Genomic DNA, 12,224 nt, shown 5'->3' on the forward strand with positions numbered 1-12,224 from the left:
AACTATCAGGTTTTTTATATATAAATAATTCACACAATATCTATCTAAAGATACATGAAACTATTCCGGTTTAATAGTATTTTATATAAAACAATGTGTTTCTAAATACATGGATCAGCCGATCGCACAATTCGCGATCGCCACTGCGGTGTTAAACGTAAATACAGGAAAGTAAATCTAGGGCGATCGACTTTTTGATTAACTTGACAACACATTCAACATCGATCTTTGACAAGAGCGCACAACAACTTTTTTCTGCCGGGTGAGGGAATTGGTTGTCCTCAAAACTGCGTTACACTTATATAGGTATCTTTACAAAACAACATACAAACATGACAGTTGCCTATCCCCGTAAGCTTCGCAACGGCATGGGAGCGCGCGAGATTTTAAGTCAAGTGGTGCGCGATCGCGAAATCCACCTGATCACCCTCAACCGCTACCGCTTCAGCGAACAGCGCAGTTGCAAAGACCTCACGGACTTGATCGAACAGCTAGACGGCGAACCGGCAGAACTCGTGCGGGATCTTTCCCGGCACATTTCTGACGAAGCGCGACACGCCATGTGGCTTACCGACCTCCTGGTAGACATCGGCCAGAAGGTGGGAAAGCCGCCGGGAGTCTCCTACATTGACGAATTTGAAAGGTTGTTCGACAGCGAGCAACAAGACCCCACCAAAGACCGCGAAGATTTTGTAATTTCTTCCCTAGCCGCAATTAACGTCACCGAGAAGCGGGGATGCGAGTATTTCTCTGCCCACATCCACGCCCTCAAAAAGGCTCCTCAAACCGACGAAAACGTCAAAATCCGCGAAACCATCGAAAAGATTTTTCCCGAAGAAGCTGGTCACGTCCGCTGGGGCAACCGCTGGCTGGGCGCAATTGCTGCCAAGAGCCCCGCACATCGCCAGAAGGTGGAACAGGCAAAACGGAAGTATGTGGCGATCGAACAAGCAGCATTTGCATCGGGAATGGATATCATGCTGGGGGCAGAACTGCGTCGCGTCACCCATCTAGTGGATATTGCTAACACCATGCCCCTGTGGGAACGTCCGCAATACCTGATGGAACGCTTGCCGGCAACCCTGCTCGCCCCCGACTTGCAAATGACGAGAGTCGATGTAGCTCAACGCGCCTGGAATCGAGACCCGCAGGCATTTGTGGAAAAATTTGTGCCGATGTTTCTCAACGGATTAAAACCCATTGAGAAGAAGCCCGCGGCCGCTAAGCCCAAGGCTTAGATACAGGCGAAGCAGAGCCTTAGGACATGGGTTCCGAGGCTCTGTCTGGGAACCAGTAATTATTTAAGTCATACCCAATTCTTTAATCTCAAATCCAAAATCCTATCAGTCCTATTTAGGTAAGTCCTAAATAGGAAGTAAACTGTATTGGTAAAGATTATTGGAATACTTTTCCGTTTAAATATTAATCATGACTAACAGCGAGCCGAACCCACAAACAGCTTCCGCAGAAAGCCTATCGAGTGAAAGCGCGATCGCCTCTGAGCAGGTCGAAAAAGCCACAGCAGTCAGCTATGCAGAAGAAATTGAAACTGTGATTGCCAGCATGGCTGTAGACCAAAAAGTGATGGTCGGTCAAAATGAAGCTGGCGGACATCTTTGGAAATTTAAGTACGGTAGTGTTGAAGTGTTCGTGCAACTCACGGGCGAAACCGAAAATGATACTTTGACTGTCTGGGCTTTTGTGCTCCAGTTGCCGGCCAAGAATGAAGCGGAATTAATGCGGAAACTTCTAGAAATGAATTGGCTGTCTACTTTGGAATCTCATTTTGCGATCGTTGACAACCAAGTTGCGGTAATATCCAATCGGGCGATCGCCGAAATCTCTGCTGGGGAAATTTCACGCGCCATTACTATTGTCGCCACCATCGCCGACGACAACGACGACTTGCTGCAAGCAGAATTTGGGCAGTAGTCATTAGTCAGTAGTCAGTAGTTAACAGTCATTAGTCAGTAGTCAGTAGTTAACAGTCATTAGTTAACAGTTAACAGTCATTAGTTAACTGTTAACTAATATGCAGGCCCTGCGATCCAAGAAATAGCGATTCCCAGCCCCAAACCGACGAGCACTTGAAAAGGAGTGTGTCCCAGCAACTCTTTGAGGCGAGCCTCATTCAGGTTGTGGTCTTCTTCAAAAAACTCGTCGATAATTTGGTTGAGGATGCGAGCTTGTTTGCCGGCAGCTTGGCGCACTCCAGCAGCGTCGTACATGACAATAATTGCAAAGATCGCTGCGATCGCAAATTCTGGACTTTCCCATCCCATCGTTTGTCCGACTCCCGTAGCCAAAGAGCCCACAAAAGACGAGTGAGAGCTGGGCATTCCGCCCGTTGTTACCAAATACCGCAGATTAAACTTGCGATTTTTGATTAATTCGATCGGCAATTTAATGATTTGAGCCGACAGACAAGCGATCAAAGCAACTATCAGTACATGATTGTTTAAGATGCCGCTGCAAATTTCCTGCATATTCTTTAGTATTTCTAGTTACTGCGGCTGGTAATAAAATCCGCGATTCCCAATAAAGGTTGGGCTTTACTCCCAAACACTGCCAGTTGAGCCTTAGCATCAGCAACAAGCTGTTTGGCTTGGCGCCGAGACTCCTCAATTCCCCACAAACTAGGATAAGTCACTTTCCCTGCTTGAACATCTTTGCCAGCAGTTTTGCCCAATTCTTCTTGAGTAGCAGTAATATCCAGAATGTCATCAATTATCTGGAAAGCCAGCCCAATATTTTTAGCAAAACGAGACAACCGTTGCAAATCTGCTGCTGAGGCTCCACCCAAAATTCCCCCACAAACCACGCAGGCTTCTAACAGCGCGCCGGTTTTGTGAGCGTGAATGTAATTCAATGTTTCCAGAGAAACATCTGTTTTTCCTTCCGATTCCAGGTCAACCACCTGACCGCCTACGAGTCCAGCAGCGCCGGATGCGCGCGCCAAATGGGCGATCGTCTGCAACACCTGTTGGGGGAGTACGTTCTGAGTTTGAGTAGCGATAAATTCAAAAGCATAGGTCAACAAACCATCGCCAGCCAAAATGGCGATATCCTCGCCATAGACTTTGTGGTTCGTCAGTTTACCGCGCCGATAGTCGTCATTGTCCATTGCCGGCAAATCGTCGTGAATTAGCGACATTGTATGGATCATTTCCAAAGCGCAAGCTGTGGGAATTGCCATAGCAGCAGTGCCGCCAGCCAGTTCGCAGCTAGCCACACACAGGATTGGACGCAGGCGTTTTCCTCCCGCTAGCAGCGAGTAGCGCATTGCTTCGTAAATTTTCTCTGGGTAGATGACCGGTAGTGCACTGTCGAGAGCTACCTCGATCGCCTTTTTTTGCTCGACTAGGTAACTAGATAAGTCGAAAGCGGATTCCGGTTGGGACGAATCCATTTCTGTTGTTGCAAATACCATCCCTTGCTCTCTTGTACTGAATGTGATTGGGGATACTGTGAGCCGTTTGGGTCGGATCGCGCCGACTTTTACGGTAGTGGTTGCCCGAAATCCGAGCATCAATTAATTATTCTACGGGTGTTGTTGCACAGAAAATCTTTGAGTTTTAATAACTTTGTCAAATTAGCCGTCAATCTAAAATCAGCAGTCTCAAATCTCAAATCCGCCACTTTGTCTGGCGACTTCCAAAAACCGCTGCACCGCCTGGGTGGGAGAGTTGCGCCAAATTAGGGCGATCGCCACCATGCAGGTTGATTCTGGCAAAGATTTGTAAACAACCCCACTGCGCTGGAAGTTTTGCATGGATGCGGGGACGATCGCCACCCCCATCTCGGCTGCTACCAAACTGATAATTGTCTGCATTTGAATTGCTTCTTGACCTGCGATCGGGCTAAAGCCTGCTTGCAGACACAGACTGACGATCGCATCGTACAGTCCCGGAGCCTGGGAACGCGGAAATAAGATGAACGTTTCGGCAGAGAGTGATCGCAATTCCACAACAGCGCGTGAATCGGCTAAATAATGCGTTTCTGGCAGCGCCACGATCAGAGGCTCTCGAAAAACGATTTCTGAATTTATGCCATCTTCCTCGATCGGAGGGCGCACGAAGCCGATATCAATTCGTCCTTCCCGTAACCGCTGCAACTGTTCGTTTGTCGTCAGTTCGTGCAATTCGAGGCAGACTGCGGGATAGCGAGTGCGAAACGCCTGCAAGATGGCTGGAACTATATTGTGTGCTGCCGAGCTCACAAAGCCTACAGTCAGTTGGCCGAGTTCCCCGCGGCTTGTCTGTTTGCCGAGTTGAATTGCCCGATCGACTTGTAGCAGAATTTTTTGCGCTTCCTCAAAAAAAACCTGTCCCGCAGCGGTTAGCTGCACCGTCCGCTTGGTGCGGCGAAACAGTTGAAAGCCCAACTCTGCCTCCAAATGCTGAATTTGTTGGCTTAGCGGAGGTTGAGCCATGTGCAATTTTTCCGCTGCGCGAGTGAAATTCAGTTCCTCTGCAACGGCAATAAAGTAACGCAAATGTCGCAGTTCCATACATCTTCAAGCATTAATACTTTAAAAGTATAAGTTATGAATTAAAAAAATATTGGACATTAATGATGGCATTTAATACAGTGATTAATAAGCGAAGTTGAGAATTAAACAATGGCTAATTTGGATATCAGCGGAGATTTTGGAAAATATTAGATTTTGTCCTATTGAGGGGGATGCAATTGGTTTGCTTGCTGGTAAATAATTCAATAACCAATCGCGCACTTGTCTCAGCAACCCGGTTTATCGCTACACTCTTCAACCCGCGCACCATCCGGGTTTTGGTTGTATAGAAGCGGTTTCAAGCTCTGTAATTTACAAATTGAGGAATTTCAAATGTCACAAGATTCTTGGAATACAGCTCTTTATGAGCAAAATCATGCTTTTGTTTGGGAGTACGGTGAATCGCTTTTGGATTTGCTCGCTCCGAAGGCTGGAGAACGGATTCTAGATTTGGGCTGCGGTACAGGACAGTTAACTGAAAAAATTGCTCAAACTGGTGCTTTTGTTCAAGGTATTGATTCCTCTTTGTCTATGATTTCCACGGCTCAAGCAAATTATCCTCACATTAACTTTGCGGCTGCGGATGCGCAGGATTTTCAAGTGGAAGATCCGTTAGATGCGGTGTTTTCTAATGCTGTTTTGCACTGGATTAAGCAGCCGGATGCTGTGATTCATTGTGTGGAAAAAGCGCTGCGGCCGGGTGGGCGTTTTGTTGCTGAGTTTGGCGGTAAGGGGAATGTGGGAGCGATCGCCCGTGCACTTTTGAGCGTTTTGTCAGAAATTGGCTGTTCGGAGCCTGAATCGCTTAATCCTTGGTATTTTCCGAGTATCGGCGAGTATGCTCTGCTGCTGGAAAACCAGGGTTTTGAGGTGAGTTATGCGGTTTTGTTCGATCGCCCAACTCCCCTAGAAGGTGGCAGCGCTGGTATGGTAAATTGGATTGAGATGTTTGCAGGCGGGTTTTTGTCGGGTTTGTCGCAGGAAGTGCGATCGCACGTAATTCGTACAGTTGAAGAACGTTTGCGGCCCGCCCTTTACCACGACGGTAATTGGAGTGCAGACTATCGCCGAATTCGGGTTGTTGCTGTTAAGCAGTAGTCGGCGTAGGCGGCAGAGTTAGCCTCTGTAGTAGCGAATTATTTCGTCCGTCATTTGTGGTTTTATTCAGCGAATTTGCTATTGAATAAACCGCAGCACCTAATTATGTAGGTGCGCACTGCGCACCTTACCGCTATTCGCGCGTCAAACCATTTTTTTCGTATAACTCGAAACTGTATTTTCCAACAACATAGCAACAGTCATTGGCCCGATTCCTCCCGGCACCGGCGTAATCAATCCGGCTACTGTTTTCACATCATCAAAATCTACATCTCCGGCCAAACGGCTAGTACCATCTGGATTGACAACACGGTTAATACCAACATCAATTACTACTGCTCCCGGTTTAACCATATTAGCTGTAATCATTTCGGTGCGGCCGACCGCGGCTACTAAAATATCGGCTTGGCTAGTAATTGATTCTAGGTTTTGCGTCCGCGAATGAGCTACAGTAACAGTACAATCGGCTTCTAATAACATCAACGCCATCGGTTTACCCACCAAAATACTGCGTCCCAAAACAACAGCATTTTTTCCTTTCAAATCAATCTGATATTCCTGTAATAACCGCATCACTCCGGCGGGAGTACAACTGCGCAAACCTTGCTCCGATCGCACCAAGCGGCCTAAATTTATAGGGTGAAGTCCGTCAGCGTCTTTGTCTGGGGCAATTTGGTACAGCAGCGAAATTGCATCTAAGTTTTCTGGTAGCGGTAGTTGCACTAAAATGCCATCTACTCGATCGTCCTCGTTGAGTGCATGAATTGCAAGTTCGAGTTCCGCTTGAGTCACATTTGCTGGGTAATGCTGGCCAAAGGAAGCTATACCAACCTTAGCGCAGGCACGCTCTTTGTTACGCACGTAAGCCGCGCTGGCTGGGTTGTCGCCCACCATCAGCACCGCAAGTCCCGGAGGACGCCCCATCTGGGGCTGTAGGGCGCGGACTTGATCGCTCAGCTCGCTTTGAATCTTGGTCGCTAAAGCTTTACCATCTAGTATTTGAGCAGTTTTGGCATCCATTGTAGACTCTGGGTTAGGGGCTGACGATTTTAGATTTTAGCTTAATCGCCGTCAAGGATTGTACTAGAGAAATTTCTGACTTGCGATCGACTCTTGGGATTCTGTTAGAGTAAGTCGTATCTCACAATCTCAAATCTCAAATCATTTGACAAATGACTACTGTAATTCAGCAAGTTTGGGTTCAAAGATACTCCATAGGCTCTTTATTGCTAATACTTACCAGCGGTTTGCTCAGTTGTGGCAATTTACCCATGTCTCAACTCAATCTTGGTTTTAATGTTGCTAGTATTGGCGACATTCAACAAAAGCGGCAAGTCGATGGTGAAGTTTATCTCCGGGGAAAGGTGGAAAATCGCGCTCCGTTTGTGGGGAATGCGGCTTATCAACTTCAAGACGGTACTGGTAAGATTTGGATTTTAACTAAGCAAGCTTTGCCGAAGCTTGGCGATGAAGTATTGCTGAAGGGAGAAGTCCGTTATAAAAGTATTAAGCTGAAGGATTTGGTTGGTAAAGATTTAGGTGAAGTTTATGTTGAGGAAATGGAACAACTCAAGCGTACTCCAGTGGCTGATCAAGGAAAATAGCTACACGCTATTGTTTTTCAATCATTAAGTACGTCGATTTCATGAAAATCAAAAGTTTGTAATTCTACTTGGGCGCTGTGGGTATGTTTATTTATGCTGAAATCCGTTACATCCGTTACATAATCCGTTGCCGAACTTCTTTATGACTCAAATTCACGTTGCGATCGCAATTTTATACCAAGACGGCAAGTTTCTCTGCCAGTTGCGGGACGATGTTCCGAATATTAGGTATCCCGGACATTGGGCTTTGTTTGGTGGACACTTGGAACCCGGAGAAACTGCGGAAGTTGCTTTGCTGCGGGAATTAGTAGAGGAAATTAGCTGGGCTCCTGCAACTGTTTCTTTTTTCTGTCACGATGTCGAAGGAGATGTTCTTCGCCATGTCTTTCACTCACAACTTAGTGCGGATGTCAAGGATTTAGTTTTGCACGAGGGTTGGGATATGCAGTTGTTGACAACGGAGGATATTCGGGCTGGCAAATGCTATTCTGAAAAATCTGGAGATGTGCGACCTTTCGGCAGTGCTCACCAGCGGATTTTATTGAGTTTTATTGATGCGATTTGAGGCTCTACTGATATTTGTAAGGTGCGCCGAAGAACACCCTACATTTCAGGTTTTAGCTTAAGAACGAGCTGCGATCATTCCGGTTTGGCGTGCGTAGGCAAATAGCCCTCCGGCATCAATTACTGGCCCGACATCTCCTAAAGGCTTGAGGGAGTAAGTAACATTTAGAGTGTGGTTGATGATTTGATCGCCCGCAAAGTCGATCGTCACTTCCTGGCCTGTGACAAATAAGTCGCAAAGTCGATCGACCGATTCGATTGGGTACAATTCGCCAGTAGCCGAGCAATTGCGAAAGAAAATGCGCGCGTAAGACAAAGCCACCACCGCTTTGACACCCGCAGCCCCCAGAGCGATCGGAGCGTGTTCCCGCGAAGAACCGCAGCCAAAATTTTCGCCGGCAATGATAATCGGATACCGGGTTTTCTGTTCGTCGGGCGCGATAAACTTGTCGTAGCGATCGGGTAAACCAATCATCGCATAACTGCCTAGTTTCTCGTACTCGTCCGGTTTCGAGGGAACCAGAGTCAGGTATTCGGCAGGGATAATTTGATCTGTATCGATGTTGTCATCTAAAACAAAAATTTGACCGCTAATTACTTTGCCCATAGTTTATTTCCTCTTGGCTTCTCAGATGCTGCCGTGATATTTTTATGTCGGATTGGTAATGCAAGATTTGCATTTGTCCATTTTAACCGGGGAATGTCGGCGATAATCTGTATAGGCGAAAATCAGATCCGAGCATTTAGATTAACAGTTATACAGATTGCTAAGCATCAAGATATTTTTATGGCGAATCCAGTAGATGACATTGCTCGACAAGCTCGCGAGGGATCGGTTTCCTCAATTATTCAAATTCTGAACGATGAACTGGCACAGGCAGGCGTCAGGGCTAGAGCCGTGTTTGCCGATGGGGTGCTGCAACTACTGTGCGAAGCTGCAACATCCCAACTGCTCGAACAGTCTAGTTTGGTCGATCGAGTTCGAGAAATTTTGGAAGGCCTCTCGCCCCGCAATATTCGCCGAGTCAACATCAACAGCCGGCTGGTGCGAGAACACCAACTGCTGTGGCTCGAAGAAATTAGCCACGATCCAGAAAATCAATTACTGTGGTCTCAAGAAATTAAACTCAAAAAGCCGAATTTGTTCAAGCGTTTGGCCGCCGCCCATCACGAACGCCAAGCTCAAGGCAAGCGGGCTTTGCCGAGAATCGCTGCACCTCGATCAATGCGGCAACCGCGACCATTTCAGCGCAGTATCGTCGGCGGCATCAGCTTGACCGTGTTGTTGCTCGCTGCGGCGGCCGCCATCTACAAAGGACTCAATTCTCAAGTGCCAAACAGCACAACAGCCACCAGCCAAGCAGTTGCCAGTGCCACTCCCTTGGCAACGACACCTGCTGGGAAAACTTTTAAAGAAAATGCTAATTCTGCTGTTGACCCTTTTGGACAAGCAGTACGAGTGGCCCAGCAAGCAGCCACCGACGGCAAAACGGCTCAATCTCGCGAAAATTGGTTAGTAGTAGCAACTAAGTGGCAGCAAGCTTCGGATTTGATGGCTGCCGTGTCCCCGAATCATCCCCGCTATGCAACGGCTGTCAACCGGACGGCACTTTACCGCCAAAATAGCGATAAAGCCCAACAGGAAGCACAAAATAAGTAGGCAGGGAAGTCGGATAAATTTAACCAGAGAACTCGCCCAGCGTTTCTAGAAGTTGCGATCGATGAGTTTTTGACAGAAAACTCGAAAAATCTCAGATCTGTGATGACTAGAATTTTTTTTAGTTTAAATTTTTGCGATCGTAGTCACTCGATCGACTGATTTATATCACAATAAAATTTTATCAGGATCACAAACTTAAATAAGAAACATCACAGAGTCAGGAGAGGGGTGTCACTAAGCGGTCTGAAGAAAAGCTTCATACTCATAATAGTCAAAATTAGTGGGAATAGAATTTATCCTCAACTGCTCAAGGATGCTAAAGCTCAACCCGTACAGATGCAAGGCTAGAAAACAGCAAAATAGAACTTGGTCGGATCTGAGTAAGTCTTTTACAGATTTAGTTACCCGCCGACGGGCTGCGCGAACGCAGAAAGCAGGATCATAATAGTCGGTTGGAATGTTATGAACAGGTTTCTATATTTGTACCGTGATCCAGCTCAAATACTTTAAAATAAAGGCTTCGTTGCCATGATCGATTACCAGGGAAATCAAGACTTTACTTCGATCGACCGATCGCCGTCAGAGTCTTGCACTTTGCATCTACCACAAATCGCAGAACCAGTATCAGTCCAAAAATTTCTGGATCGTCTTATGCAGTACCAAGTCGATCCTGCCCTTCTGGGGCAGCAAATTTACCAAATTCTCGCGACCAACATCGATCGAGAAATCCTGCTGCTACAAATAGCCAATACTTTGGGGGTTGCTTGTGGGGCAGATTTCTGTTTGGTTGCTGCTGTAGCTGACCAGAAAGTAGTAATTCCGAATGCTTGCTGGCTTCAGAGGAGCGATCGACCAAACGCTGCGGACGCAACTCAAACACCCGAATACTCCCAAAGCACAAAATTAGCATCGTCTAGCATATCGCTCGAACATCCTGTCCTGGTAAACGTGCTAGCAGACGGTGAGATAGTGGCCATCTCCGACTATCTTGAGATTTCGGCAGCTTCATCGCCCAATTCCCCTGTGACACCGCTGCCTTGTCGGGCAATTTTGGCAGCGCCTGCGCGATTTGGAGGGGCTGTAAATGGGATGATCGTTCTTGGTAAGTCGCAACCTCATGAGTGGTCAGCAGCCGATCGCCAGCGCCTAGAAGCAGCATTAGAGGCGATCGGCATCGCGATTGCTGACATTCAAAAAACTCAAGAAATTGCCAGTTTAAACCAACAGTTACAACGACAAGCGAAATACAAAAATCTCCTCGGCAGAGTCGCTGCCGCGATCGACACGAATTCAGAAGTCGATCAAATTTTGCAGCGAGTAATTGAAAAAACCGCCGATACCCTGGAAGTAGATAGAGGTCAAATCCTGCTGTTGAAATATACAGACCCTCTATTTAAAACTCGCTCTCCCAATCAAACGCCACAAGCCAAGGTCGAATTAGTTTGCGAATCCAGTCAGAAAAAAGACCTAAATAAACCAGCAATAGAACCAAGCAATGCGGGCAAAAAAAGCTCGACATCAAAAACCAAAACCAAGGAAAAAACAGCTAATTCCAAATCCACAACACCAAGCTCACAATCAAATCATTTCCCTGCTTTTTGGATGTCGGAGTCTAGTTTGTGCCAGGAAGCATTCAACCGGGTTCCCCAATCCCTTGCGATTGCCGACGCCCGCGAACTGCTGGCGCAACAACCAGAACACATCAGACAAATTTTGAAACTACAGGATATCAGTGCCCTTTTGTTGGTTCCCCTAGTAGGGACAAGCGGACAAGGCACGGTATTGGGATTCTTGGTTTTGCAGCACTCATCGTCCCGGATCTGGCAAGTTGAAGAATTAGAGGTTGTAGAATTAATCGCCGCTCAATTGAGTACGGCGATCATCCAAACTCAAACTCTCAAGCAAGTACAAACTCTTGTCGAAAACCGAACTGCTCAGTTAAAGCACAGTCTTGACGTACAGGCAATATTGTACGAACAATCTCGCAAACAAGTAGAGCAACTGCAACGGTTAAATCAGCTCAAAGATGAATTTCTTGCTGCCGCGAGCGACCAGTTGCAACATCCTCTAACGAAGATCAAGATAGTTGTTGAACTCTTTCGGAAATGGGAATTATTATCGCCGGCGCAGATAACTCTGTATTTGGATATTCTGGATCAGGAATGTAATCAGGAAATCAATCTGATTAAGGATTTGCTGAAGCTAAAAGAATTAGATTCTCAGCAAACGCCTATGTCTCGCATCAGGATTGACCTCAAGCCTTTAATTCAGGATTTGGCTAAAGATTTTAACAAAAAATGGGCGGATCAAGGATTAAGTCTGGTGGTGAATTTACCGGAGCGCTCGTTGTGGTCCGAAACCAATTTCGATAGCTTGAATCGAATTCTGCTGGAATTGCTGACGAATGCTGGCAATTTCTCGGATGATGGGACTGCGGTAGTTTTGGATGTGTCTGAAGCAAGCAACCTTATTTTCTTGAGCGTCTCTAATTGCGGGCGCGGTATTTCTGATGATGATTTACCACACATCTTTGACAGGTTCCGCCGCGGCACTGGTGTGACTGACCAAAGTGGTATTCGGGGTACTGGTTTGGGTCTGGCTCTGGTAAAGAGCTTAGTACAGCACTTGAATGGTAATATTGATGTTTCTAGCAGTCCGTCAGAAAATTCTGAAACTGCTGATCAGTGGCGCACCTGTTTTACTCTGACTCTGCCCCAATTTGCAGCAGATGTCTCTAATCGGGAAGAATAGTTAAACAAAGGCGTTGGATTTTTGAGGTTTGCAGTTG

12 protein-coding genes are annotated in these 12,224 nt (G+C 46.7%); 7 read left to right on the forward strand and 5 right to left on the reverse strand.

Going from position 1 to position 12,224, the window contains the following annotated elements; genetic code table 11:
• The first annotated feature begins 332 nt into the window (after nucleotides 1-332).
• Together K4039_RS00885 and K4039_RS00890 are read left to right on the forward strand one after the other, a co-directional pair.
• A complete protein-coding gene (locus tag K4039_RS00885) occupies nucleotides 333-1,238 on the forward strand; it encodes a ferritin-like domain-containing protein (RefSeq protein WP_265233222.1) in 906 nt (301 codons plus the stop codon).
• A 190-nt stretch (nucleotides 1,239-1,428) separates the two neighbouring features.
• Nucleotides 1,429-1,932, forward strand: coding sequence for a YbjN domain-containing protein (locus K4039_RS00890; RefSeq protein ID WP_265233223.1), 504 nt, complete (start codon nucleotides 1,429-1,431; stop codon nucleotides 1,930-1,932).
• Between the two features lie 95 nt (nucleotides 1,933-2,027).
• Here the strand turns inward: K4039_RS00890 and K4039_RS00895 are convergent, their stop codons facing one another.
• The 3 genes from K4039_RS00895 to K4039_RS00905 form a co-directional block, all read right to left on the reverse strand.
• Nucleotides 2,028-2,486: a divergent PAP2 family protein gene (locus K4039_RS00895; RefSeq protein ID WP_265233224.1), complete on the reverse strand. Its 459-nt coding sequence runs from the start codon at nucleotides 2,484-2,486 to the stop codon at nucleotides 2,028-2,030.
• A gap of 14 nt (nucleotides 2,487-2,500) precedes the next feature.
• On the reverse strand, nucleotides 2,501-3,430 hold the full coding sequence (crtE, locus tag K4039_RS00900) for a geranylgeranyl diphosphate synthase CrtE (protein WP_265233225.1): 930 nt from the start codon (nucleotides 3,428-3,430) through the stop codon (nucleotides 2,501-2,503).
• Between the two features lie 189 nt (nucleotides 3,431-3,619).
• Nucleotides 3,620-4,510 carry a LysR family transcriptional regulator gene (locus K4039_RS00905; RefSeq protein ID WP_265233226.1) on the reverse strand — a complete coding sequence of 297 codons (891 nt, stop codon included), beginning with the start codon at nucleotides 4,508-4,510 and terminating at the stop codon, nucleotides 3,620-3,622.
• Between the two features lie 333 nt (nucleotides 4,511-4,843).
• Here K4039_RS00905 and K4039_RS00910 point away from each other — a divergent pair, with 333 nt between their 5' ends.
• Entirely contained in the window at nucleotides 4,844-5,608 is a 765-nt protein-coding gene (locus K4039_RS00910; RefSeq protein ID WP_265233227.1) for a trans-aconitate 2-methyltransferase, read from the forward strand.
• Nucleotides 5,609-5,752: 144 nt separating this feature from the next.
• On the opposite strand, the gene folD is transcribed toward K4039_RS00910, so the two are convergent.
• On the reverse strand, nucleotides 5,753-6,628 hold the full coding sequence (folD, locus tag K4039_RS00915; RefSeq protein ID WP_265233228.1) for a bifunctional methylenetetrahydrofolate dehydrogenase/methenyltetrahydrofolate cyclohydrolase FolD: 876 nt from the start codon (nucleotides 6,626-6,628) through the stop codon (nucleotides 5,753-5,755).
• A 152-nt stretch (nucleotides 6,629-6,780) separates the two neighbouring features.
• Between folD and K4039_RS00920 the strand changes: the two genes are divergently transcribed.
• Both K4039_RS00920 and K4039_RS00925 read left to right on the forward strand, forming a co-directional pair.
• Nucleotides 6,781-7,212 (forward strand): DNA-binding protein, encoded by a 432-nt coding sequence (locus K4039_RS00920; protein WP_265233229.1) that lies wholly within the window; start codon nucleotides 6,781-6,783, stop codon nucleotides 7,210-7,212.
• 142 nt (nucleotides 7,213-7,354) lie between these two features.
• Nucleotides 7,355-7,777: an NUDIX hydrolase gene (locus K4039_RS00925; protein WP_265233230.1), complete on the forward strand. Its 423-nt coding sequence runs from the start codon at nucleotides 7,355-7,357 to the stop codon at nucleotides 7,775-7,777.
• 57 nt (nucleotides 7,778-7,834) lie between these two features.
• Here K4039_RS00925 and K4039_RS00930 read toward each other — a convergent pair whose 3' ends face one another.
• On the reverse strand, nucleotides 7,835-8,383 hold the full coding sequence (locus K4039_RS00930) for a 3-isopropylmalate dehydratase (protein WP_265233231.1): 549 nt from the start codon (nucleotides 8,381-8,383) through the stop codon (nucleotides 7,835-7,837).
• Nucleotides 8,384-8,563: 180 nt separating this feature from the next.
• Between K4039_RS00930 and K4039_RS00935 the strand changes: the two genes are divergently transcribed.
• Together K4039_RS00935 and K4039_RS00940 are read left to right on the forward strand one after the other, a co-directional pair.
• Nucleotides 8,564-9,436, forward strand: a complete 873-nt coding sequence (locus K4039_RS00935; protein ID WP_265233232.1) for a hypothetical protein — start codon at nucleotides 8,564-8,566, stop codon at nucleotides 9,434-9,436.
• A 528-nt stretch (nucleotides 9,437-9,964) separates the two neighbouring features.
• Nucleotides 9,965-12,187 carry a GAF domain-containing sensor histidine kinase gene (locus tag K4039_RS00940; protein ID WP_265233233.1) on the forward strand — a complete coding sequence of 741 codons (2,223 nt, stop codon included), beginning with the start codon at nucleotides 9,965-9,967 and terminating at the stop codon, nucleotides 12,185-12,187.
• The last annotated feature ends 37 nt before the right edge of the window (nucleotides 12,188-12,224 follow it).

Source organism: Lyngbya sp. CCAP 1446/10 (genome assembly GCF_026130175.1).
Lineage (GTDB): Bacteria > Cyanobacteriota > Cyanobacteriia > Cyanobacteriales > Microcoleaceae > Microcoleus.